Origin of the sequence: uncultured Odoribacter sp. (assembly GCF_937966165.1) — a bacterium.
Classification (GTDB): domain Bacteria; phylum Bacteroidota; class Bacteroidia; order Bacteroidales; family Marinifilaceae; genus Culturomica.
Genome location: NZ_CALCLB010000005.1, coordinates 104,179 through 129,964 on the forward strand (window position 1 = coordinate 104,179; position 25,786 = coordinate 129,964).

General features: G+C 40.1%; 18 protein-coding genes. 9 read left to right on the forward strand and 9 right to left on the reverse strand.

From position 1 onward, the window contains the following. Positions 1 to 70 precede the first annotated feature (70 nt). From Q0465_RS01475 to Q0465_RS01495, 5 genes are read left to right on the forward strand one after another with little or no spacing between them, the layout of a single operon-like run. Positions 71 to 1,597, forward strand: coding sequence for an oligosaccharide flippase family protein (locus Q0465_RS01475; protein WP_298611806.1), 1,527 nt, complete (start codon positions 71 to 73; stop codon positions 1,595 to 1,597). Beyond that, on the forward strand, positions 1,594 to 2,790 hold the full coding sequence (locus Q0465_RS01480; RefSeq protein ID WP_298611809.1) for a Coenzyme F420 hydrogenase/dehydrogenase, beta subunit C-terminal domain: 1,197 nt from the start codon (positions 1,594 to 1,596) through the stop codon (positions 2,788 to 2,790). The genes Q0465_RS01475 and Q0465_RS01480 overlap by 4 nt, the downstream gene beginning before the upstream one ends. After that, a complete protein-coding gene (locus tag Q0465_RS01485; RefSeq protein WP_298611812.1) occupies positions 2,783 to 4,015 on the forward strand; it encodes a polysaccharide pyruvyl transferase family protein in 1,233 nt (410 codons plus the stop codon). The genes Q0465_RS01480 and Q0465_RS01485 overlap by 8 nt, the downstream gene beginning before the upstream one ends. 11 nt (positions 4,016 to 4,026) lie before the next feature. Further along, a complete protein-coding gene (locus Q0465_RS01490; protein WP_298611815.1) occupies positions 4,027 to 5,031 on the forward strand; it encodes a glycosyltransferase in 1,005 nt (334 codons plus the stop codon). Positions 5,032 to 5,033: 2 nt separating this feature from the next. Continuing rightward, positions 5,034 to 6,155: a glycosyltransferase family 4 protein gene (locus Q0465_RS01495; protein ID WP_298611818.1), complete on the forward strand. Its 1,122-nt coding sequence runs from the start codon at positions 5,034 to 5,036 to the stop codon at positions 6,153 to 6,155. A gap of 37 nt (positions 6,156 to 6,192) precedes the next feature. Here Q0465_RS01495 and Q0465_RS01500 read toward each other — a convergent pair whose 3' ends face one another. Further along, positions 6,193 to 7,161, reverse strand: a complete 969-nt coding sequence (locus Q0465_RS01500) for a glycosyltransferase family 2 protein (protein ID WP_298611821.1) — start codon at positions 7,159 to 7,161, stop codon at positions 6,193 to 6,195. Positions 7,162 to 7,167: 6 nt separating this feature from the next. Beyond that, on the reverse strand, positions 7,168 to 8,082 hold the full coding sequence (locus tag Q0465_RS01505; protein WP_298611824.1) for a glycosyltransferase: 915 nt from the start codon (positions 8,080 to 8,082) through the stop codon (positions 7,168 to 7,170). Positions 8,083 to 8,232: 150 nt separating this feature from the next. Here Q0465_RS01505 and Q0465_RS01510 point away from each other — a divergent pair, with 150 nt between their 5' ends. From Q0465_RS01510 to Q0465_RS01520, 3 genes are read left to right on the forward strand one after another with little or no spacing between them, the layout of a single operon-like run. Continuing rightward, positions 8,233 to 9,180: a beta-1,6-N-acetylglucosaminyltransferase gene (locus Q0465_RS01510; RefSeq protein WP_298611827.1), complete on the forward strand. Its 948-nt coding sequence runs from the start codon at positions 8,233 to 8,235 to the stop codon at positions 9,178 to 9,180. Between the two features lie 41 nt (positions 9,181 to 9,221). Then, positions 9,222 to 10,361: a glycosyltransferase gene (locus tag Q0465_RS01515; protein ID WP_298611829.1), complete on the forward strand. Its 1,140-nt coding sequence runs from the start codon at positions 9,222 to 9,224 to the stop codon at positions 10,359 to 10,361. 53 nt (positions 10,362 to 10,414) lie between these two features. Then, positions 10,415 to 11,200 carry a bifunctional 2-polyprenyl-6-hydroxyphenol methylase/3-demethylubiquinol 3-O-methyltransferase UbiG gene (locus Q0465_RS01520; RefSeq protein ID WP_298611832.1) on the forward strand — a complete coding sequence of 262 codons (786 nt, stop codon included), beginning with the start codon at positions 10,415 to 10,417 and terminating at the stop codon, positions 11,198 to 11,200. On the opposite strand, the gene Q0465_RS01525 is transcribed toward Q0465_RS01520, so the two are convergent. The 7 genes from Q0465_RS01525 to Q0465_RS01555 all read right to left on the reverse strand — a co-directional run bounded on the left by Q0465_RS01525 (position 11,195) and on the right by Q0465_RS01555 (position 23,522). After that, positions 11,195 to 12,130, reverse strand: coding sequence for a UDP-glucuronic acid decarboxylase family protein (locus Q0465_RS01525; protein ID WP_298611835.1), 936 nt, complete (start codon positions 12,128 to 12,130; stop codon positions 11,195 to 11,197). The genes Q0465_RS01520 and Q0465_RS01525 overlap by 6 nt on opposite strands. Positions 12,131 to 12,279: 149 nt before the next feature. Then, complete coding sequence (locus Q0465_RS01530) at positions 12,280 to 14,409, reverse strand: peptidylprolyl isomerase (protein WP_298611838.1); 2,130 nt, start codon at positions 14,407 to 14,409, stop codon at positions 12,280 to 12,282. 168 nt (positions 14,410 to 14,577) lie between these two features. Next, positions 14,578 to 16,977, reverse strand: coding sequence for a type I DNA topoisomerase (gene topA, locus Q0465_RS01535; RefSeq protein ID WP_298611841.1), 2,400 nt, complete (start codon positions 16,975 to 16,977; stop codon positions 14,578 to 14,580). 439 nt (positions 16,978 to 17,416) lie between these two features. After that, on the reverse strand, positions 17,417 to 18,028 hold the full coding sequence (locus tag Q0465_RS01540) for a lipoprotein signal peptidase (RefSeq protein ID WP_298611844.1): 612 nt from the start codon (positions 18,026 to 18,028) through the stop codon (positions 17,417 to 17,419). 39 nt (positions 18,029 to 18,067) lie between these two features. After that, complete coding sequence (locus Q0465_RS01545; RefSeq protein ID WP_298611847.1) at positions 18,068 to 18,448, reverse strand: TraR/DksA C4-type zinc finger protein; 381 nt, start codon at positions 18,446 to 18,448, stop codon at positions 18,068 to 18,070. 80 nt (positions 18,449 to 18,528) lie between these two features. Continuing rightward, positions 18,529 to 21,957, reverse strand: a complete 3,429-nt coding sequence (gene ileS / locus Q0465_RS01550; protein WP_298611850.1) for an isoleucine--tRNA ligase — start codon at positions 21,955 to 21,957, stop codon at positions 18,529 to 18,531. Positions 21,958 to 22,259: 302 nt separating this feature from the next. Then, positions 22,260 to 23,522, reverse strand: coding sequence for an aspartate kinase (locus Q0465_RS01555; RefSeq protein WP_298611853.1), 1,263 nt, complete (start codon positions 23,520 to 23,522; stop codon positions 22,260 to 22,262). 200 nt (positions 23,523 to 23,722) lie between these two features. Between Q0465_RS01555 and Q0465_RS01560 the strand changes: the two genes are divergently transcribed. After that, on the forward strand, positions 23,723 to 25,786 hold the full coding sequence (locus Q0465_RS01560; protein WP_298611856.1) for an acetate--CoA ligase family protein: 2,064 nt from the start codon (positions 23,723 to 23,725) through the stop codon (positions 25,784 to 25,786).

Below are 25,786 nucleotides of genomic sequence, written 5' to 3' on the forward strand. Positions count from 1 at the left end.
AAAGAAATGACGAATATTTCAGAAGTGGGTGGGAGAAGGTAGCAGGAATGTTTTAAGGGAAACAGTCGGTATGAAGGTGAATCAGTTAAAAGCAGGTGCTTTTTTGTCTTATTTTTCATTGCTTTTAAGTAATGTGATTACATTACTGTACACTCCTTTTATGATGCATACCATGGGACAGTCCAAATACGGACTGTATGCTGCTGTTTTCAATGTCGCTGGTTTTTTGGGGATACTGGATTTCGGTTTTGGAAATGCCATTGTCCGGTATACAGTGAGTTTCAAGTCTCAAGGCCGCCTGGACAAAGTCTATTCCTTGTTCGGGATGTTCTTTATTTTATATAGCCTGATCGGTTTAATTGCTTTTGGGGCTGGTCTGGGACTTTATTTCAATGTAACTTCTTTTTTTGAAAAATCTTTGACTTTACAGGAAATAGAAGAGGCCCGGATTATGATTTTTCTGATGATCCTGAATGTGGCTGTTTCTTTTCCATTAGGGGTATTCGGGTCGATTATTGTTGCTTATGAAAATTTTGTATTTCAGAAAATTGTAAATATTATCCGCATTGTTTTACAGCCTTGTATTATGATTCCTCTTTTACTGATGGGATATAAAGCAGTAGCTATGGTGGTAGTATTCACTGTTTTGAATATATTTTGCCTGTTGTTGAATTGTTGGTATTGTTTTTTCCGCTTGCAGATCCGGTTTTATTTTAAAAAAATAGAGTGGAAACTGACGCGGGAAATTGTCAACTATTCTTTTTTTGTATTTATCGGAATAATTGTGGATAAAATTTACTGGGGATCCGGGAATTTTGTAATGGCTTCTATTGCCGGAGCTGCTGTAGCTGCCGTTTATGCTATTGTCATGCAGCTGACAAATTATTATATGAATTTTTCTCTGGCGGTATCGGGGGTTTTTCTCCCTAAACTGACGAAAATGGTTACTCAAAATCAGTCGGATGCTGAAATTTCAGATCTGTTTGTCCGTCTGGGAAGAATACAGTATTTAGTGATGGCTTTAATTTTGAGCGGATTTGTGTTGTTTGGAAAAACGTTTATCCATTTATGGGTGGGACCGGGATTTAAAAATGCTTATTTGATAGGATTAATTATAATGATTCCCCTTACTATTCCGTTGATTCAGAATCTGGGGATTACAATTTTACAAGCCCGAAACCAGCAAAAATTCCGGTCTTTGGTTTATATTGTAATTGCCTTGTTCAGTTTGGCGGTAAGTATTCCTTTAGCTAAAGAATACGGAGGTGTCGGATATGCTATTGGGACATCCTTTGCTTTAGTGGTGGGGAATGTAATTGTCATGAATATTTATTATTATAAAAAAATCCATTTGAATATTCCTTTATTTTGGAGAGAAATTATCCGGATGACTGTACCTATAGCTTTTATTGCTGTAATAAGCGCTTTGTTAAGCGGATTGTATGGGGAAGACAATTGGGTTTCATTAAGTGTGAAAATTCTTTTGTATATTTTATTATACGGAACAGTGGTATGGAAATTTGTTATGAATAATTACGAAAGAAATTTATTCCGGGCACCTGTACAAAAAGTTTTTTATCGTTTTCGAAAATCATGATTCAATTTGTAGAGAAAAAGAAATGTGTAGGCTGTAATACATGCGTACAACGTTGTCCTAAGGGGTGTATCCGGCTGGAGGAGGATGAGGAAGGATTTTTGTACCCGAAAACAGATTCTTCTCTTTGTGTAGATTGTCATCTTTGTGAGAAAGTTTGCCCGGTGATTTTCCGGAAAGAGAAAAGGCTGCCTTTAAAAATATATGCCATGAGGAACCGGGATGAGAATATACGTTTCCGGAGTTCTTCCGGCGGAATATTTTATTTGTTGGCAGCGGCGGTTTTGGCAAGGGGAGGAGTGGTTTTCGGAGCTCGTTTTAATGAGCGGTGGGAGGTTATTCATGATTATACGGAAACCCTGGAAGGGTTAACTCCTTTTCTGGGAAGTAAGTATGTGCAAAGCAGGATAGGGAATAGTTACCGTCAGGCGGAGCTTTATCTGAAAGCAGGACGTCCTGTTCTATTCAGTGGGACTCCTTGCCAGATAGCAGGTTTACGGAATTACCTTGGAAAAGGAAATGAGTATTTGCTGACTGTCGACTTGATCTGTCACGGAGCGCCTTCCCCCCGGGTATGGGATAATTATTTGGGTGAACTTTTGGAAAAGAAATCACTTCCGGGCGGGAGAATAAAGGAGATTTCTTTTCGGAACAAAAAGCAAGGGTGGAAAAATTATAACTTTGTAATAGCAGGGACGGAGGGGAAAGAACAGCAATCCGAAATCAAAGAATGGATATCTGAACCGGGCAGTGAAAATCGTTTTATGCAGGGATTTCTGGGGGATTTGTATTTGCGTCCTTCCTGTTATGCTTGTCCGGTGAAATCTTTCCGGAGCGGAAGCGACCTGACGTTGGGAGATTTCTGGGGAATAGAGGAGATTATGCCGGAATGGGAGGATAAGCGGGGAACTTCCGCTGTTTTTGTACATTCGGAAAAGGGAGTAGAAATCGTTCGTAAAATTGCGGATAAATGTGATTGGAGGCAGTCGGATTACGGACAGGTGGTAAGGAAAAATCCATCTTTGGAAGTATCTGTTACAGCACCCCGGAACCGACAGTATTTTTTTGCTCACTGGAAAGAAAAATCTCTTATTCCTTTTATAGAAGAAATGATAAAACCTCTGCCGCAGAGGAAGTGGAAAAAACTTATACGAAAGTTTATCCGGATATTAAAATCGGGGAGAAAATATGAGTAAAAAAAAGATATTACTGGAACATTTTTCGAATTTGAATAATTACGGAACAGCCATGATGGGATTGGTGACGGTTCAACGGCTGGCTGAGCAATGGGGAAAAGAAAACGTAGAATTTTATTTTTATCCGGATGAATATACGGATAAAAAATTGCTATTATCTGAATTAGAACCTGGTATACAATTAACTGAATTCAAAAATGAGGCGAAGGAAAAGTGGCAGAAGGCTTCTCCCGGTTTGAAAAAAAAATGGTTAAAATGGAAGAGCATACTTTTTAATACATATAGTAAACAATTTGATAGGGTTATTTCATTGGGAGGGGACGATTTTTCAGAATATTATTTTAAAAAAGCGGTATTTTTTGACCTTTTGGAGAAGTGGAGAAATTCTTTTCATACGAAAGTTGTACTTTTGGGACAAACAATAGGTCCTTTTTACTTAAAATTGAACCGATGGGGAATAAAACATTTATTGCCCCGTTTGTCGGTTTATGCCCGGGATCCCTGGACCGTTACTTATTTGCGGCAGGAATTTGGAATACCGGTCCGGCAAATGGCAGATATTGCTTTGTCGGATTTGCCCTTGCAAGGGGATAAATGTATGGAGGCTGCCGTATTACAACAGTACGGCTTGGTGGCAAAAGAGTACGTTACTATTATTGTTTCCGGCATGCAGTCGGACGGGTATTATTGCCGGGACAGGGCCCTCTATCTGAGACGTTTCAATGAGATACTGCAGATGATGGAGAGAGAACCTTGCCTGAAAAAACAAAAAATGGTATTATTGGCTCATACTTTTCCTCCTTATGGAGATGAAGTGGGTTATATAGAAGATTTGCTGATGCTCCTTTCTCCGGAATTGAAGTCTAAAATAATTGTAGTCAGGGCAAGGATTTTGCCGACCCGGGCCCGTTTTATTTTAGGGAATAGTTTATTTGTACTGACCGGGCGGATGCACCCCGCTGTGTCGGCCTTTCAAATGGGGACTCCGGCGATTTGTCTTTCCTATAGTGTAAAGTATAAAGGGGTAATAGGGGGAAGCTTGAGAAGGGAAGATTTAATTATCGAAGCCGGGGAAGAAGAACTTTGGCTAAAAGGGAAAATTGTATCGGAAGTTCAGGAGAAATTAGAGTATTTATTTGCCAATTTTGAAAAAATTAAGTCGGAAATCCGGGAAATGGTGAAGCAACAACAAAAGTTATTGGGAGAAATCTGGAAGGAATTATAGAAAAAAGAAAGATGAGATTGTCTGTAATTATACCTGTTTATAATGCAGGCCGGTATATTGGTAAATGTTTAGAATCCCTTTATCGGCAAGGATTAGTGGAAACAGATTTTGAAGTTATTCTGGTCGATGACGGTTCTCAGGACGATAGTTTGATGCGGATGAAGAATTTTGCTGCTCTTCATTCCAATATACAAGTGATCAGCCAGAAAAACCAGGGAGTTTCTGCAGCCAGAAATAACGGGTTGAAAAGGGCTGAGGGAACCTATGTGTATTTTATGGATGCGGACGATTATTTGGTCGACGCCGCTTTGGGACAGTTGCTTGCTGTGGCAGAAACCAATCAGTTGGAAGTAGTAAGAGGGGAATTGATAGAGGTAGACAGTGAAGATCGTTTTTTAAGGGCTTCGCTTCGGTTTGAACAGCGGAAAGTCTTTGCCAATCAATTATTAGACGGATTTGCATTTTATGAAAATGTTTTTCAGGGAGCTTTTTATTGTTGGTTGCTTTTGTTTGAACGAAGTTTTTTGGAGCAAACAACGGTTATTTTTAATGAACGTATTGCTTTCCTGGAAGACGAAGATTTTATAACCCGCTTGATTGTATTTGCAAAAAAGACAATGTATGTACCGGTCGTTTTTTATGCTTACCGTCAACATCCGGCCTCAGCAGTGGCTACCATGAATCAGAAAAAGCTGCAGGATATTGTACTTGTTTTAGAAAACCTGAAAAAGTATACAGAGCAGAAGAAGGGGGAGCAGCGATTCCGGAAAAAAGTGAAGGCTGAAATGTCGGAAGTATTTTATATTTTGCTTGTTTGTTTGATTTCTCCTGCTTTCTACCCCCGACGGAAAATTTTTCTGGATCAGGTCCGGTCATTAAAACTACGTCCTATGGCTTTAACCGGAAATTGGAAAAAAAGAGAGCGCCTCTGTTTATTTAACCTTTTAGGAGGGAAAGCGGTTGACCTGTTATTTTATATCCGTTGTATTATAAATAAATTGCTACATTCCAGGTAAATATGAAAATTGTCTATTGCATACAATCGCTGACAGCGGCAGGAGGGATGGAAAGGGTCCTGATTAATAAGGCCAATTATTTAGCGGATATATTAGGGGAAGAAGTGAGTATTATCACTACGGATCAGGGCGGGGCTTCTCCTTTTTACCCGGTTTCCAGGCGCATAAAGTGTTTTGATCTGGGGATCAACTATTGTGACAATACGGGTAATAAGTTAGGCGTCCGTTTGAGAAAAAAACACCTTCATCGAAAGAGATTGAAAAAATTATTGACAGAGTTACGGGCGGATATTGTTATTTCTTTGTTTAAAAAAGAAGCTGACTTTTTATATAAAATCAAAGACGGAAGTAAAAAAATACTGGAATTTCATTTTTCCCGTTTTTACCGGCTTCAGCATACTTCCGGTTGGCGGATTTTATGGAAAAAGATACTGTTGAAGAAGGATAAATATCTGGCTTCGAAGTATGATAAATTTGTGGTATTGACCGAAGAGGACCGTGGTTTGTGGGGAAAAGCCGGTAATATTTGTGTCATCCATAATGCTTGTGATTTTCAAACGGAAAAATATGCTGATTGGGACGTAAAGAGAGTAATTGCGGTAGGACGGTTGGATTATCAAAAGGGATACGACCGGTTGATTGCTATCTGGAAACAAATCCATGCTGCATTTCCGGCTTGGACGTTGGAGATATTTGGAGAGGGGGAGGAAAGGGAGGAGTTGATACGGCAGGTCCGGGAGAGCGGTCTGGAAAGTGTGGTGACAATTCATGAGCCGGTTTCGGATATCCGGGAAGAGTATTGTAAAAGTTCGGTATACGTCATGACTTCCCGTTTTGAAGGTATGCCTATGGTTTTGATTGAAGCCATGGCGTGTGGATTACCGGTTGTTGCCTATGCCTGTCAATGTGGTCCCCGGGAAATGATTCAGAACGGTGAAAATGGCTTTTTAATAGAAGAGGGAAATGAAAAAGAATTTGTGCAAAAACTCTCTCTCCTGATGCAGGACAGAGAGTTACGGGCTGCGATAGGCAAGCGGGCTGCTGATCGTACAAGCAGATTCTCCAAAGAGAACATTATGAGGCAATGGACAGAATTGTTTTGTTCTTTAAAAGCGGACAACTAAAATTTTGTTTTTACCGGGTATAAATATCCCGGCTGTTTTATATTTTCTTTTTCCCTAATTGATTCAGAAGGAAACCGGCCAAAGGGGATAAATTGATGTATTTTTTAAAGAGGAATAAATAAAGTGTGGCGGCTTTGCCGATAAACCGGTTACTTACAGTTACTGAAAAATAATTTTTATAAACACGTTCTATAAAGGGATGACGGGGATTTTTTAATTTCCCGGATAAAAAGGAACCTTTCAGTAAGATAAGATTGATTGCTGCAATATATTCCGGCTGAAAGGAACGGGACTCTAAAAGTTGGGAAATGTATTGTGCGGCTAACAGATTGTTCAGCGCTTTTTCGGAAGTGTAGGTATGCATAACCGAGGACCCTTGAATCAGGTAATAATAACCTGGTAAATCGACGGCAGCAATGCAGCGGGCATTCAACAGTAGTTGGAGCAGGAGATAAAGATCTTCACCTATTTTCAATATTTCCGGCATATCAGGGGAACTTTCGAAAAGAGACCGATGAAATAACTTTCCCCAGATAGAGAAATCCCGGGTTTCGATCAGGAGTTTAATATAGGCTTCGGGAGAGAGGGTATCGAATGAATTTTTTCCCCGTTTTTCTTCCCGTTTGGCAAATACCCGGATGTGGTTGCTGACGATAACTTCAGCTTGCGACTGAAGGGCTTTTTGAATCAGCTTGATAAAGAAGAAGGGATGAAGATAATCATCTGCATCGAGGAAAAATAAGTAAGTCCCTGTTGCCGTTTCTATTCCTTTTTTGCGGGCTGCGACTACCCCCTGATTGCTTTGGTGTAGCAGCTGTACGCGTTTATCCTTTTCTTTTAATTCTTTGAGTTTGTGTCGTGTTTCTGAATTACTTCCGTCGTCGATGAGAATTATTTCCGTATGCGTATAAGTCTGTAAAAATACGGAATGAACACATCTGTCCAGATAAGAAACAGCTGTATTGTAAACCGGAATAATTACGGATATTAAAGGCTGGTTGTCCATGGGCGGCTATAATTTAGAGATGAAAAACAGGCCCCGGGAAACATACCACCTGAATACGACCAATCGCCATCCTGCCCTGAAACGGAAAGTGAACATATATCCCAGGCATAGGATAAAAGTCGCCCCCCATTTACATATTTCCAAAATCGTACTTTTAAAATACTCCCGGGAAGAATGACGTTTCGCTCTGACTTTTTCACTGTATCCTATACCGATGGACTGGCGTTTGAAATAGTCGAATTCCAGGCGTTTGTCCGGAACAAAATGGTATACAACGGCGTCCGGGAGATAGTATATTTTTTCTCCGTTCCTCCTGATTCTATAGAAAAGGTCCTTTTCTTCTGCTCCTTCCAGTTTATTTCCCCTGCGTCCTAAAGCTACATCAAATTCTCCGTATTTTTCAACCGTACTACGGCGGAGAATCATATTGGCCCCTATCGGATATTTTTTCCGGAACAGAAGAACGCGATTGCCCAAATTTAAAGTGGAGGCTAAAGATAACATATAGTGAGACATCCACGAAGGTCTTTGGTTTTCAAATTCCGGATAAATACGGCCTCCTGCAGCTGCTGCATCGGGATGGGTTTTAAAAAATTGCTGTATGTTTCGGAGATAATCCGGTTCTGCAAAAGCGTCGTCATCTAAAAATACGAGAAGATTACCCCGGGCTTCCTCAATACCCCGGTTCCGGGCATACGAAAGCCCTTGTTGTTTTTCCTCAAAATAATGAAAGGGAAATTCCGGATGTGCCTGCCGGAAGCGAAGGCATATTGCTGCCGTCTGGTCGGTACTGTTGTTGTTGATTAATAGGGCCTCAAACTCATTTACCGGTAAAGTTTGCCGGATCAAAGCCTCAAAAGTACGGTTTAAAAGGGATCCCCGGTTGTACGTACAAATGATAACGGAAATGCTGATATCCATACAAATTGATTTTAAATAAGCGAAGATAGTGATTATTATGTGTGAATCTTTGTCTACAGCCAGGAAAAACAATTTTCTGAAGTAAATTAGGTATATAACTTAAATTAAACTTATTTTTGTAGGAGGTTTGTTCAATTTGATCTATTCCGCATGAAGATACATTATATAATTTTGGTACATAAGCATCCGGAACAGCTGTGCCGATTAGTGGAACAGCTGGAAACAGAGCAAACTGATTTTTATATACATGTCGACCGCAAGGTTTGCATTGCTCCTTTTCAGGAAAAGTTAAACCGGCCCCATATACACTTTGTTTCCGAAAGGGAAGATATCCTTTGGGGAACCATTTCTCAGGTGAGAGCCGTATTAAATTGTATGAGAGAAATCAGGAAAGGAGGGGAGGAAGGACGTGTTATATTGTTGAGCGGACAAGATTATCCCTTAAAATCGAATCGGGAAATTACAGCGTTTTTGGAAAAATACGATACGACCGATTTCCTCTTTCATTTTTCCTTGCCTTCGGATGTATGGCCACGGAAAGGTATGGACAGACTTTGTGCTTACCGGTTCGGATTAAGTAAAACAGACGGAAAAAAACAGGTCAAAATTGAACCTTATGCTTTTACATTCCGGAATGTTTATCATTTCTGGTTACTATTGTGTTATAAACCCAGCTTATTCGCCAAAGCCATCCGGTTCTTTTTTGCCAAAAGAAGACACCCTTCCGGAATAAAACCCTATGGAGGAAGTTTTTGGTGGGGATTGAAATTTAGTAGCATGAATTATATATTGGATTATCTGGACGGGCATCCGGAATATTGGAAATACCATTTGTACACAGCTAATCCCGACGAGATTATGTTTCCTTCTATTCTTTGTTCTGCTCCTGAAATTGCAAAAAATGTGCAGAATAGCGATTTGAGGTATATCGATTGGGGGGAAGGGAAAGAAAGTCCTAAGATTTTTACAATGAGGGATAAGGAAATGTTGTTCGCTCAAAGTAAACTTCGGGAAGATTTTCTTTTTGCCCGTAAATTTGATCCGGATGTCGATGATATTATTCTGGACGAAGTGGATCAGCAGAGAAGAAAAGTTTGATTATTGGAAAAAGAATCGGTTTAAAATGAAATAGAAGTAATATGAAGATCGTTATATTGGGTCCTGCCCATCCTTACCGGGGGGGAATTGCTGCATTGAATGAAAGATTGGCCGTTCAATTATTACGGGAAGGACACGAGGTGACAATTTATAATTTTAAATTGCAATATCCCGGTTTTCTTTTTCCAGGCAAAACCCAGTATACGGAGGATGCCCCGCCTGAAAATATCCGTAACGTAAGGAAAGTAAATTCGGTAAATCCTTTCAACTGGTTATCGGTGGGAAAGGAGCTGAAAAAACGAAAACCGGATTTAATTATTGTCAGATATTGGTTACCTTTTATGGCTCCCGCCCTGGGTACGATTTGCCGGATTGTCCGTAAGAATTACCATACAAAGCTGATCTGTATAGCAGATAACATTATTCCGCATGAAAAGCGGATAGGGGATCGGTTGCTTACCCGGTATTTTGCCGGAAAAGTGGACGGTTTTATTGCTATGTCCCGGGAAGTTTACAATGATTTGGAGAAATTTGTCCGTCAACCGGTAAGAAGATATGCTCCTCATCCGGTTTATGATCATTACGGAGATATTATTTCCCGGGAAGATGCTTTACGACAATTGAATTTATCCCCGGATTACCGGTATCTCCTGTTTTTTGGTTTTATCCGGAGTTACAAAGGTTTGGATTTATTGTTGGAGGCTATGGCTGATAAACGTTTGGATGCATATAAAATAAAATTGATCGTGGCGGGAGAATATTATGGAAATGAAGCTTATTATCAGGAATTAATAGATAAACATAAATTGGATGATAAATTGGTGTTGCGGACAGCCTATATCCCTTCTACAGAAATAAATAATTATTTTTGTGCTGCCGATCTTATTGTTCAGCCTTATAAATCGGCAACTCAAAGTGGGGTAACTCAAATTGGTTATTATTTCAATAAGCCGATGCTGGTGACAAACGTCGGTGGTTTATCGGAAATTATTGCTGATAAACTTGCCGGATATGTAGTAGAGCCGGTTGCTGAGAAAATTGCAGATGCGATTGTAGATTTTTATGGAAATGCCCGTGAAGCTGCTTTTACGGCAGAAATGCAGAAATTGAAACAGAGATTTTCCTGGGCGAATTTAACACAGAATATTTTTTCTATTTATGATGAATTACAAAAAGAGTAGCATTTACATTTAATATTTTGTGTTTCGGATTTAATTTTAAATAAATTAGGAGTATGCAGGAAAGACATACAGATGGAGAACGGTACTTTAAAGAATTAGCGTATTCGACTGAAAAATATTTATTGCCTTTTATTGAGGAAGTCCGTGAAGTAGTGCCGGGAATGAGTATTCTGGAGATCGGGTGCGGAATGGGAGGAAATTTGCAGCCTTTTGTAGAAAGAGGTTGCCGGGTTACCGGGGTTGATCTGGGAAAAGACCGGATTGCACAGGCCTCCCGTTTGCTGGATCCCGCCCGGCATTCTGGTGTAGAATTAATTGCGGCGGACATTTTTACTGTAGAACATTTAAAAGGACATTTCGATGTGATTTTGGTACATGATGTCATTGAACATATACCGGATAAAGCTCGTTTTTTTGAATTGGTAAAAGAATTTTTAAAACCGGGAGGAATTATATTTTTGGGATTTCCGGCCTGGCATATGCCTTTCGGAGGACATCAGCAAATTTGTAAAAGTCGTTTTTTGTCCCACTTGCCTTTTTTCCATTTACTTCCCCGTTTTATGTATAAAAGCTTACTAAAAGCGGGAGGTGAGGAGCAGGGAACAATTGAAGAACTTTTATCCATAAAAAGCTGTGGAATTACCATAGAAAGGTGTAAAAAATTTCTCCAACGCTATCATTATAAAATAGAACGCCAGAGATTTTATTTTATCAATCCGCATTACGAAATAAAATTCGGGTTGAAACCCCGTAAATTAAGCCCTCTGATCGGAGGAATCCCTTATATAAGGAATTTTTTTTGTACCTCTTGTTTTTTTATCGTCAGCGATTGTTCATAAGATCCTTTTGAAATAGGAAATGGTTTCTTTTAAACCGTCTTCCAAAGTGATACGGGGCTCCCAGTTTAATTTATCTTTTGCCAGGCGGATATCTGGTTTACGTTGAACGGGATCGTCAGCAGGAAGCGGCAGAAATACGATTCTGGAACTTGATCCCGTAAGTTTTAAGACAATTTCTGCCAACTCCAGCATCGTATATTCGCCAGGATTGCCAATATTGACAGGACCCGTGAAAGAATCTTCCGTAGCCATCATTTTAATCATCCCTTCCAGGAGATCGTCAACATATTGAAAACTCCGGGTTTGCTGTCCGTTACCGTACACAGTAATGTCTTCTCCCCGAAGGGCCTGTACGATGTAATTGGAGATAACCCTTCCGTCTTTGGGATGCATGTTCGGGCCGTAAGTATTGAAAATCCGGATGATTTTACATTTTATGCCGTTTTGCCTGTTATAGTCCATAAAGATTGTCTCTGCACATCTTTTCCCTTCGTCGTAACAGGAACGAAGGCCTATTGGATTTACATTCCCCCAGTATGATTCAGGCTGAGGATGAATTTTAGGATCTCCGTATACTTCACTGGTGGAGGCTTGCAACACTTTTGCTTTTACCCGGTGAGCCAAACCGGATACATTTATGGCACCTAATATGGACGTATTTATGGTACGTATCGGGTCATACTGATAATGAATCGGTGAAGCCGGACAGGCTAAGTTGTATATCTCATCCACTTCTGCATAATAGGGATTCATGATGTCGTGCCGGACAAGTTCAAAAAAAGGATTCTTTAAAAGTGGCAGGACGTTTGTTTTTTTCCCGGTGAAATAATTATCCAGACATAAAACCTCATTCCCCTCTTCCAATAGCCTTTTACAAAGATGTGACCCAATAAAACCAGCCCCACCGGTAACCAGAATTCTTTTTTTCATGAAATTCTTTATTAATGCAGAATTGTATAATTGTGTAAAATTTGCACAAACCTATTATAAAATTGCGAAACATACAAATTTAAAGAAAGAAAAACAGGCGAGATATCAAAGTCTCGCCTGCTGCCAACATAAATTTGTATGATTAGTGATTAGTAGAATTTATACCGGGTATCTTTTATTGCGGCATTTTTGATCAATGCTTCGATCGCCCCGTAATTGGCTCTATATAAATTAGATTGTAATAAAGCATTTTTCATTTGAGCTATTTGTTCGGGAGTCACTTCGTCCTGTGTACGGCTGTTTACCATAATTACATATACACCCTGATTACCGGCAATAGGAGCTGAAAGTTTTCCTTCCTCTAATTGAGTTGCTGTTGCAATTACTTTGGGTTCAATTCCTGCACCCGGCAATTGGAAAGAGTTAAAAGTAATTTCCGTAGCTTCTTTTACGTCCAGTCCTGCTTTTTGTGCTACAGAAAGCAAGCTCCCGCTCCCGCTGATGGATTTTTCCAATTCCTGTTTTAAGCGTTCTCCTTTCTTTTTTTGAGTCAGAATACTCTTAATTTGAGATTTTACGCTTGTCAGAGGAGCGATCCCTTCTTCATTGATTTCAGTTAAAACAGCAATGGTATATTTATTTCCTGTTTCGAAAATGTTCAGCTCTTCATTGGAAACAATCACTTCTCCCGTTTTATCTGTCAGGTATGTCCTGCGGATCAATTCTCTTGCATTGTCCATACCCGCAATCGTTTTGTCGTTTTTATTGACAGTAGCTATGCGTTTTGTCAATCCTGTTTCGCTGACTTTTTTGTCAAAATCGGCTGAAGTCTTGATATGGTGAGAAAAAGTACGGGCTTCGTTGTATATTTTGTTTGTCGTTTTCTGAGAAGGAATTACTTCCTTTTCTATGGTTGCAATTTGTACTTTCTGGACCGGTTTTGATTGTCCTGTTACCTGCACAATGTGGATTCCATATTGTGTTTTGACTACTTTTGTCGTTTTGGGTTTAGCAAAGAATACAGTATCACTGAAAGGCTGCACCATCATACGTTGACCGAACCAACCCAAATCTCCTCCATTGACAGCTGAATTTTGGTCTGCGGAATATTGTCTGGCTAAAACTTCAAAATCTGCCCCTTTCTTCAATAAATTCACCAGGCTGTCTGCAAGAGTTTCTGCCTGCTGGAGATCGTTATTTTTCGGAACGATTAAAATGTGACGGGCCCTTACAGAATCCGGTAACATTCTCAAATCTGAAGTACGGCTGATCCGGTAAGAATTTTTTTCCAGATACGGACCAAATACCCCCTTATTACCACTGAACAGAAAGTCAGCCAGGCTATCATTGGAAATTTCTTCTTTTTTCAAATAAGAAGCATCAAATTTTTTATCAGAAGAAGAAAGTTCAATAAATTCTCCCGGATTTTTAGTTTCTGCAAATTCATCCATCATATCAGCCACCCATTTTTCTGTTTCCTGATAGTCTTCCGGGGAAGCTTCGATGTCGAAGTTTACGTATACAATTTTCCGGGATTCCGGTTGTTCAAAAAGTTTAGAATGAGAGTTATAATATTCCTTAATTTCATTTTCACTTACGCTGACTGTAGAATCGTCAATACTATTGTAATTCTTTACAATATAACTGATGTCTGATTTTACGGCATTGTTCTGAGCGGTTTCCTGAGCTTGCTCATCCGTAATATATAATGCTTTTGACATCAACTCATTGTATTTTTCTTGTTTCCGGGAGGTAGCAATCTGTTCCTCCATGTTCAACCAATATTTTTTCTGAGGGGTGTTGGCCGGAGCTGCGATAAGTTGACGGATAATTTCATGAGCACGGTTTACATCTACCATTCCTGTGTTCGGATCGGCAAACATTTGACGAATTGTCGGACTCATATTACTTCCCAGCAACATGTCATATAATTCTTCACTACTGACGTCTATACCCAGCTCTTCGTATTCCTGGTTCATGATTTGTTCCATCACCATCTGCTGCCAGGTGTTTTCTCTCAGCATGGATTGTTGCTCATCGTTCAGGGCTGAAACCCCATTCATCATTTTGACGATTTCTTCGTTTTTGTCTACTTTGTTCTGGAAATCAGTGATTGATATGGCTTCACCTGCAATTTCTCCGACTTGATTCCGGGAACGGTTAAAAATACTTGCACCTGAGCTCAATGCATCGCCGACAATAAAAGCTACTAGTGCCAAACCGATTACAATACTTACAAGTAATCCACCACGGTTTCTGATGTTTTGTAATGTTGCCATTTATTTGGATTTTTTAATTTTTACGCTATTTTTTGAGGGTACGAATATAGGCAAAACCCTTATGTTGTGCAAATATTTACCTTAAATTCTCGGAATGAACTTTTAAATTGTCCTCTTCTCCGAATGGGTTGAATTGCTGTGTTGTCTTTTTTATGAAAAAATAAAAAATCAACGTTCAGCAGTATCTTCTTTTTTCTTTTTTGTTGCTTTAGCAACTGTTGTTTTCGTATTTGTTTTTTTGCTTTTCGGGGACGCTTTAGCCGTTCGGGCTGATGTTCTGGAAGAAGTGGTTTTCTTGGAATTTTCTTTTTCAATAATGGCCAGACATTCTTCCTGTGTCAGTTCTTCTGCTTTCAGGGTCTTGGGTATTTTAAAGTTTTTTTTGTCGTATTTGATATAAGGCCCGAATCTGCCGTTCAGGACAGTGATTCCGTTATCGAATACTTTTATTTGTTTGTTTTTATCGCTTTCCCGTTTTTCTTCGATTCGTTGAATAGCCGTTTCCAGTGTAATGGTTGATGGATTGTCTTCTCCCTTTTTTAGAGAAACAAAGGAATTGTTGTGTTTGATATAGGGTCCGAACCGACCGATACCCACACTGATTTCTTTGTTTTCAAACATACCTAGTTTTCTGGGAAATTTGAACAATTCCAAGGCTTCTTCCAGGCTGATAGTCTCCATGAGTTGACCTTTACGTAAGCCGGCATACCGTACGTTTTCTCCTTCTCCTATCTGGGCCATGGGACCGAACCGGCCGATCCGGACGGATACCGTTTCCCCGCTCCCAGGGTCTGTGCCCAATATTCTTGCCCCTGTATTGCGTTCTGAATTTTTAAGTGTTTTTTCTACATTTTCGTGAAAGGGACTGTAAAACTGTCCGATCATATTCTGCCATTTGATGTCTCCTTCTGCAATGTCATCCAGCGCTTCTTCTGCCTGTGCCGTAAAGTTATAGTTCATAATATTGGGGAAATGGCTGTCTAGAAAATCGGTTACTACCATACCCATATCTGAAGGGAAAAGTTTCTTCTTTTCTGCCCCGAATGTTTTTTTCAGTGCGGACACTTGAATATCATCTTCTTTCAGCTCCATTTGCCGGATTGTCCTCTCTGCCCCTTCTCTCGATTCCTTCGTGATATAACCCCTGTTTTGAATGGTGGTAATGGTCGGAGCATAAGTAGAAGGACGTCCGATACCCAGAGTCTCCATTTTCTTTACCAAGCTGGCTTCCGTGTAGCGGGGAGGATGTTGGGTGTATTGTTCTGTTGCGATGATCAGTTTACGGTTCAGTAAGTCCCCTTTGTTAATGGGTGGAAGCAATGTACTTTTCTCATCATCGTGTTCGTCGTCATGAGATTCTCTGTACATCCGGAGAAATCCGTCAAAAATGACAACTTCTCCACTGGCAATAAAAGGAATTTCACTTCCGGAAACACCAATTGTGATACTGGTCTTCTCCAATTCGGCATCCGCCATTTGAGACGCAAGCATCCGTTTATAGATTAATTCATAGAGGACTTGTTCGTTTCTGTCTCCTTCAATGGCGGTTTTATCCATATAAGTAGGACGAATGGCCTCGTGTGCTTCCTGTGCCCCTTTGCTCTGCGTCGTAAACTGACGTGATTTAGAATACTTTTCACCTAATGTCTGGCATATAACGGCTTTTGCACTTTTTATTGCCAAAGCGGATAGGTTTACAGAGTCTGTCCTCATATAAGTGATATATCCCCTCTCATATAATTTCTGGGCCACAGCCATTGTCTGGGAGACAGAAAATCCCAGCTTGCGGGAGGCTTCCTGTTGCAAGGTAGATGTTGTAAAAGGAGGGGACGGTTTCCGGATAGAAGGTTTCGTCTCAACCTGATTCACTGTAAATTGAGCTTTTTTACATACTTGCAGAAATTTCAAGGTATCTTCTTGATCAACAAAACGTTCATCTACCTCTGCTTTTACTTCTGCCCGTTCTCTGTTTGTTTCAAAAATTCCGTTTACCCTATAGTATTGCTGTTCCTGAAATGCATTGATTTCTCTTTCCCGTTCTACAATTAATTTTACAGCAACAGATTGTACCCGGCCAGCCGAAAGAGAAGGTTTTACTTTTTTCCAGAGTACCGGAGATACTTCAAATCCCACTAAACGATCCAATACCCTTCTGGCTTGCTGGGCATTTACCAAATTCTGGTCGATATTACGGGGATTCTGAATGGCGTGTAAAATGGCGTCTTTTGTAATTTCATGAAACACAATCCGCTTTGTATTTTCCGGTTTTAAATTCAGGGCTTCGAAAAGATGCCAGGCAATAGCCTCTCCTTCGCGGTCCTCATCGGACGCCAGCCATACTGTTTTTGCCTCTTTTGCTAAAGCTTTCAATTCTTTTACGATCGCTTTTTTATCGGCAGATATTTCGTATTTGGGTTGAAAATTATTTTCGATATCAATGCCGAGATCTTTTTTTTCCAGGTCCCGGATATGTCCAAAACTGGATTTGACGGTATAATTATTGCCTAGAAAGCGTTCAATTGTTTTGGCTTTTGCCGGGGACTCCACTATTACCAGATTCTCAATCATGCCTGTGTATTAAATCAGCTTTATTGTTCAGCGCTTTATCGACGCCAAATTTATATTTAAATTTTCGGCTGCAAACCTACGGAAAAAAAACTAAAAACTAAAAACAATAAGCTAAAACTTGAATGCAAGCGAATTAACTGAAAAAGGAAACCTCTTTTATCTGTACAACTATTTTTTTATTTTTTTTGTACTGGATCAGGAGATAATCAGGGGAATAGAAACGGAAAAAATCCGGAATAGTCTTGCCGGATTGTTTTTTATGCCAAGCCGGTGAAGAAAGAAAGATTCGCTAACCTATATAAAGAGGATCATTTTCATGGTCTTTTAACAATAGAAAAACGATCTGAATTATACGAAACGATTATTATATAAAAATCCATGATTTCGGATAAGCTGCTGTAATGCACCAATCTTAGTACAATAAAATAGAGAATGGCGATTATTTTTTACTGGAAAAAAATTTACGGTAAAAAAGGATTAAAAGGAGAACGCCTATGGTAATATAAGAATCGGCAATGTTGAAAATCGGCCGGAAAAATACAATGTAATCTCCTCCCCATACAGGAACCCAGTCGGGTAAATAACCTTCGTATAATGGAAAATAGAGCATATCTACAACTCTTCCGTGCAGGAAAGATGCGTATCCTCCTCCTGCAGGTAAAAAAGTCGCAACCTGGCCGTTGCTGTCGTTGAATAAAAGACCGTAGAACATACTATCGATGATGTTACCGATAGCTCCGCAAAAAATAAGGGCAAAAGAAAAAATTACACCTACAGGAGCTTTTTCTTTTAACAATTTCACAATGTACCAGCCTATCCCTGCAACGGCAAAAATACGGAATATACTTAAAAGCATTTTTCCCGTTTTTCCGCTTTCCGATGCCATCCCGAAAGCCATTCCGTTATTTTCGATAAAATGAATTTTAAACCACTCGCCGAAGACATTGTATTCGTCTCCGATCATCATATGAGTTTTAATCCAGATTTTCACGACCTGGTCAATTGCTAATAAAGCAATGATAAAAATAATCAGTTTTTTTTGCACACTCATTCCTGACGATTGAAAATTTAGAATCTTAATCGTTAACGATTAAGATTCCTGTCCTTCTTTGGCTTCCATGCTCAAAGTGGCATGCGGCACTGCACGCAATCTTTCTTTGGAAATCAGCTTTCCGGTGACCCGGCAAATGCCGTAAGTTTTGTTTTCAATTCTTACCAGCGCAGCTTCCAGATGGGAAATGAATTTTGCTTGTCTCTGGGCTAAGCGGCCTGCTTCTTCCTTCGACAAAACGGACGCTCCTTCTTCCAGGACTTTAAATGTAGGAGAGGTATCCGCTATGTCATTTCCATCACTGCCTGAAATAACAGCCTTCAATATTTCATAATCTTTTTTGGCCTTACTGAGTTTTTCAAGAATTATCTCTTTAAATTCCTGCAACTCCTCATCTGAATATCTGGTTTTCTCTGCCATAGCTTTTGAATTTTTATCCAAAATAAGAAGTAAATGAATTACTAAAATGTCATTCTTATACTTTTCTTCTTATCCGGAGGTTACACTTTTTCAATTTTAATATAAGTCGTAATATCGTCAATTTCGACTTCCTTAGCCTCAGCTTCTATGGTGTCTGTCAAATTTATGCTTTCAGCCAGTACCTGACTGGCAATGTATGTTGAAAAATTTTTTACCGCTTCATTAATGTGAGCCTGTTTTCCGATATGTAAACGGATTTTGTCCGTAACATCGAAATTACTTTCTTTCCTCAAATTTTGAATTCTATTAATAAATTCCCGCGCGATACCTTCTTCTTTTAATTCTTTTGTGATATTAATATCTAGGGCTACTGTCACTTTCCCTTCATTGGCAACAAGCCAGCCCGGGATATCTTCCGAGAGAATTTCAACATCTTCCAATCCCAAAGTTAATGTTTCGTTCCCGAATTGCAATTGAAATTCCCCTTTTTTCTCAAACTGGAAAATATCATTTTGGTTCATCCCTGCAATAGCAGCCGAAATCTGTTTCATATATTTACCGTATTTCGGCCCTAAGGTTTTGAAGTTGGGTTTGATCTTTTTAATCAGGACGCCGGTAGTGTCTGTAATGTATTCAATTGTTTTTACATTTACTTCTGAAAGTATAATGTGTTTTACCGCATCCAGTTGTTGCTGCATTTCCTCGTTCAAAATTGGAATCATCAATTTGCTCAGCGGTTGTCTGACGCGGATTTGCACTTTCCGGCGCAGGCTTAATACCATGGAAGAAATTTGTTGGGCTAACTGCATCCGTTCTTCCAGCTGCGTATTGATTAAACTTTCGTTCGCTTTCGGGAATTGTGTCAGGTGGACACTCTCTTTAAAATGTTCACTGACTTTATTCAGGTCTGTAAAGAGCTGTTCCATATAAAACGGAGCAATAGGCGCCGCCAGTATAGCCACAGTTTCCAAGCAGGTATAAAGGGTTTGATAAGCTGAAATTTTGTCGGTAGAATACTCTCCTCCCCAGTATCTTTTCCGGGATAAACGTACATACCAGTTAGAAAGATTTTCGATGACAAAATCCTGTATAGCCCTGCCTGCCCGCGTCGGTTCGTATTTTTCATAGGCTTCCGTTACTTCTTTGATTAAAGAGTTGAGTAACGAAAGGATCCATCGGTCTATTTCAGGACGTTCGCTGATTGCTACTTCGTTTTCTGTATAATGAAAACGATCGACGTTGGCATAAAGGGCGAAAAATCCATAGGTGTTATATAAGGTACCGAAAAATTTACGTTTTACTTCGTCTATTCCGGCAATATCGAATTTCAAATTATCCCAAGGCTGTGAGTTGGTAATCATGTACCACCTGAGCGGGTCAGAACCGAATTGCTCGATTATCGTAAAGGGATCGACGGCATTTCCCAAACGTTTGGACATTTTATTCCCTTTAGCATCCAGTACTAATCCGTTGGAAATAATATTTTTGAATGCTACAGAATCAAAGGCCATTGTGGCAATGGCATGTAAAGTAAAAAACCAGCCTCTGGTCTGATCCACTCCTTCGGCGATGAAATCTGCCGGGAAACGGCGACGTTCGTCTATATCTGCCTGATGTTCGAAAGGGTAATGCAATTGAGCATAGGGCATGGCTCCGGAGTCAAACCATACATCAATCAGGTCTTTTTCCCGCACCATTTTTTCTCCTTTGGAAGAAACCAAAATAATATTGTCGACATAGGGCCGGTGAAGATCAATTTTATCGTAATTCTCCTTGGAATGATCTCCGATAGTAAAATCCTGATATGGATTTTCCTGCATAAACCCGGCTTTTACCGATTTATCTATCTCTTCTTTAAGTTCTTTGACGGAACCAATACATTTTTGTTCACTCCCATCTTCGCTGATCCAGATAGGAAGAGGAGTTCCCCAATAACGGGAACGGGAAAGGTTCCAATCGACCAGGTTTTCCAGCCATTTCCCAAAACGTCCTTCGCCGGTGCTGGCAGGCTTCCAGTTAATTGTCCGGTTCAGTTCCTGCATCCGGTCTTTAACGGCCGTCGTGCGAATGAACCAGGAATCCAGTGGATAATACAATACGGGTTTATCTGTACGCCAGCAGTGAGGATAACTGTGTATATGCTTTTCTACTTTAAAAGCTTTGTCCTCTTTCTTCAGCATAACAGCGATATCAACATCCAAAGTGGTATCTTCTTCTGTTAAGTTCGGATCGTATGCATTTTTTACAAAACGACCGGCATATTCTGAATATAATGCAAGATCGACGTTTGTCTTCAAAAAACCGGGATCTATATCTTCCAAGGTAAAAAAGCGTCCCTGCTTATCCACCATAGGTTGCTTGTTTCCTTCTTTGTCTGTCAGCAACATCGGGGCAATTCCGGCGATTTTGGCTACCCGGTCGTCATCTGCACCAAAAGTGGGGGCAATGTGTACAATACCCGTACCGTCTTCTGTTGAGACATAATCTCCTGTAATTACACGGAAAGCATCTCCTTCGGGACGCATCCAGGGTAAAAGTTGCTCGTAACGGATTCCCTCCAGTTCACTTCCGTTGAATTCTCCGGTTACTTTATAAGGTATCAGTTTTTCTCCGGGTTGATATTCTTCCAGGGGAATTTCTGCTGCTTTCGGGTTGAAAAAGGCATTGAAACGGTCCTTTGCCAATACTACCGTAACCGGATTATACGTATAGGGATTATAAGTTTTAACAACCAGATAAGTGATATCCGACCCAACGGCCAAAGCCGTATTGGAGGGTAAAGTCCAGGGAGTTGTTGTCCACGCAGTAAAATAGACTGTATCGGAATCTTTGAACAATTTTTCCGATAATTCGTCGCGTACTATTTTAAATTGGGCAACACAGGTGGTATCCTTAACATCCCGGTAGCATCCCGGCTGGTTTAATTCATGAGTACTTAAACCCGTACCGGCAGCAGGAGAATAAGGCTGAATGGTATACCCTTTATAGAGGAATCCTTTCTGATACAACTTCTGAAGCAAAAACCAGAGCGTTTCGATATAACGGTTATCATAAGTGATATAGGGATGGTGCATATCCACCCAATAGCCCATTTTCTGGGTCAATTCTTCCCATTCCCGGGTATATTTCATTACCTCTTCCCGGCATTCCCGGTTATATTCTTCTACGCTGATGCTTTTTCCAATTGCTTCCTTGGTGATCCCTAATTTCTTTTCTACCCCTAATTCTACGGGTAAGCCATGGGTATCCCAGCCTGCTTTCCGTTCTACATAAAATCCCTGAAGAGTTTTATAACGACAAATAACGTCCTTGATTGTGCGGGCCATGACATGGTGAATTCCCGGCATTCCGTTAGCAGAAGGAGGACCTTCATAAAACACGAAAGAAGGATGGCCTTCCCGGGTTTTTAAACTCATTTCGAATGCCTTGTTTTCTTCCCAGGTTTTTAAAATGTCTTTGTTCACCTGTGAAAGATCCAGACTTTTATATTCAGGGAATTTTTTCTCCATGTGTATCTATTTTTATAATGTTGAAATCCTTAATATATTCCTTAACAGGTCATTTTATTTGTATGACCGGTTTCTATTGTTTTAAAAATGATTTTTGCAAATAGGTTGCAAATATATGATTTTTAATTGAAGATTATATAATAAGTCCACCGACTATTTCATATTTTCGCAGTCTCTTCTATATTAAGGGCTTTTATAATCCCAAATATATACGATTCTGGTTGCCTATGAATCTTCTCTTTTTTCCGTTTTTCGGAACATTCAATTCCGGATGGAGGAATTCCTGATACCGGATTCCGTTTTTATTTTTCTTTTCTTACGACAAAACGTGCTGTAAGTCTGCTGCGCTGTTCTACTAAAGTGGGCGTATCTCCTATTAGTTTGTGAATAATTTCTTCCGTATAGTGGCGAATCGTGATTAAACGTACATTTTTATTATATAACACTTCATAATCATCTTTCAATTCGTTAATGAAATGGTGAAAGATTGCTTCGTTATTGTCGATACAAAAAGAAAAGCTGATGGCTGAGTTTTGCATCAGGTTTAGCTTTAAGCGGTATTTTGCCAAAGCTCCGAAAATCCGGCTTAATTTTTCTTCTGCAATAAACGAGAAATCACGGGGAGTAAGGGTCAGAAGTAATTGATTATCTTTATTGATATAAATCGGAGGCAGTTTTAATTTCTCTTCCAATTCCCGGATTACCGAACCGTGCTCTTCCGCATGTAAAAAAGATTTTACAAAAAGGGGTATTTTTTTGTTTTGTAACGGTTTAATCGTTTTAGGATGGATAACTTTTGCGCCGAAATTGGACAGTTCTATGGCTTCGCGATAGGATAATTTCGGTAAAATCTCCGTATCTGAATATAATTTGGGGTCGGCACTCATAATGCCTGGTACGTCTTTCCAGATGGTTACGCTTTCTGCATCCAGTAGATTGGCCAATATAGCTGCCGTATAATCGGAACCTTCCCGTCCCAGTGTTGTGGTTTGATTCGTGGGAGTACCTGCAATAAATCCTTGTGTGAGATACATAAAAGTATCCTGGAATGTAAAAGTCTTATGGCACAAAAGACTGGAAAGTTCGATATTTACGTTTGCATTCCGGTAGGTTTCATCGGTTTTCAGGCATTTCCGGATATCAATGAGTTTAATTTTACGTCCTTGTCTGTTCAGGTATGCGGTTACGATGGCAGATGAAAAAAGTTCTCCGAAGGAAACGATACGGTCGTATTCGTAGTCATAGCTCAGAGACGGTTCACTGTTGAGAATTTCTTCCAATTCCTGGAAGAGGGTATACATGCGGGTACTGATTTCTTTGTCCTGCTCCCCGAATAATTGGGATAGGATGGTCAGATGAAAGTTTTTAACTTCCTCAAAAGCAGTGAAAGTATCTCCTGATTTATGGAAATAATGATTACATACTTTTTCCAGGGCATCGGTCATTTTTCCCATAGCCGATACGACGATAATCAGATTCGTTTTTTGGGTGTTCAGAATTTGCAGGAGATTTTTTACGCTTTCTGCATCCTTTACAGAAGCACCTCCAAATTTAAAAACGTTCATAAGATAATATTTGACGACAAAAGTAAGGATTGTTTTGGAATATGAAAATCCGGATCTTTAAAATCGTTGCCCTTGCTTTGTTTTATATCCGGTCTTTATAAAAAAGCAAAATAAATCTGAAATTCTTTGTGAACAAACGTTTGCACTTTAAGGCAGGTAATTATATCTTTGTTTGCTTTATTTAAAAATACAGAATATATATGATCAACGAACAGTTATTAAATCCTTCCGGCATAGTGGTCGTCGGCGGGTCAGACGATATCCAGAAACCAGGAGGAAAAGTGTTGAGAAATTTATTGGATGGAGATTTTAAAGGTAAATTGTATGTCGTGAATCCCAAAGCGGATGAAGTACAAGGGGTAGTTTCTTATCGCCGTGTAAACGACTTGCCGCAAGTAGATTGTGCTATATTGGCAATTGCGGCCAAATATTGTCCGGAAGCTGTAGAAGTATTGGCGAAACAAAAAGGGACAAAAGCATTTATTATTTTGTCGGCCGGTTTTAGTGAAGAGAATGCAGAAGGGGCAGCCTTGGAAAGCAGAATTGTAGAGACTGTGAATTCGGTTGGGGGCGCTTTAATCGGTCCGAATTGTATCGGGGTTTTGACGACTCATTATAATGGTGTTTTTACAACTCCTATACCGGCATTGGATCCTCAGGGAGTAGATTTGATTTCTGGTTCCGGTGCAACTGCCTTATTTATTATGGATGCGGGGATGCAGAAAGGGGTGAAATTTTCCAGTGTATTTTCGGTGGGAAATTCTGCTCAGTTAGGAGTAGAAGAAGTATTGGAGTATTTGGATAAATCCTTTGATCCGGAGAAGAGTTCCCGGGTGAAATTATTGTATGTGGAAAGTATTGCCAAGCCGGAAAAATTGTTAAAGCATGCTTCTTCTTTGATTCGGAAAGGTTGTCGTATCGCAGCTATAAAATCGGGTGGCTCAGCGGCAGGCAGCCGTGCAGCTTCTTCTCATACGGGTGCTTTAGCCAGTTCGGATGTGGCTGTAGAAGCTTTATTCCGGAAAGCCGGTATCGTCCGTTGCAATGGACGGGATGAGTTAGCAACGGTGGCTGGAATTTTTATGTATCCTCCTTTACAGGGGAAAAATATGGCCATTGTGACACATGCCGGGGGGCCTGCTGTTATGCTGACGGATGCTTTGTCCAACGGAGGTATGGAGATTCCTCATTTGGAAGGCGAAAAAGCCCGTCAATTATTGGAGAAGTTGTATAACGGTTCTTCTGTCGGGAATCCGATTGATTTTCTGGCGACCGGAACGGCGGAACAATTGGGGATCATTTTGGATGCATGTGATCGGGATTTTGATTCGGTAGACGGGATTGCGGTAATTTTCGGTAGTCCTGGCTTATTTCCGGTTTTTGATGTATACGATATGCTGGATCAGAAAATGAAGACGGCTCACAAACCGGTTTTCCCGATTTTCCCTTCTTATACAATTGTCAAAGAGGAAATTAAAACTTTTGCAGACAAAGGGCGGGTTTATTTCCCGGATGAGGTACTTTTTGGGAATGCCCTGTCAAAGGTGTGGCATACGGCGGCTCCTCAACCAGAGCACCCGGTATTGCCGGAGGTAAACGTTCAAAGGATACGGGAGATTGTAGAACAGGCAGAAAATGGCTATCTGGCTCCTGAACAAATTCATGGACTACTGGATGCGGCAGGAATAGAACGGGCAAAAGAAGGGGTGACTTCCGGGGAAGAAGAATGTGTGAAACTGGCCGGAGAAATCGGTTATCCTCTGGTTATGAAAGTAGTGGGTCCTGTCCATAAGTCGGAAGTGAATGGGGTCGTTTTGAATGTAAAAAATGAAGAGACTGTCAGAAAAGAATTCCGGCGTATGATGCAAATTAAAGATACATATGCGGTGATGCTGGCACAGCAGCTAAGTGGTACTGAAGTCTTTATCGGTGCTAAACGGGAGAAAAAATTCGGGCATATGGTCTTATGCGGTTTGGGAGGAATTTTCATTGAAGTACTGAAAGATGTAAAGGCCGGTTTAGCTCCTCTTTCCTGTGAAGAAGCACGAGGTATGATCCGACAATTAAAATCTTATAAAATAATACAGGGGGTGAGGGGACAGGAAGGTGTAAACGAGATTAAATTTGCAGAGGCTGTGGCCAGAATTTCGGTGTTGGTAAAGATTGCTCCGGAAATATTTGAGATGGATTTAAACCCCTTGTTGGGGAATAAAGCCGGGGTAGTAGCAGTAGATGCAAGGATCAGAATAGAAAAAGAAAATTAA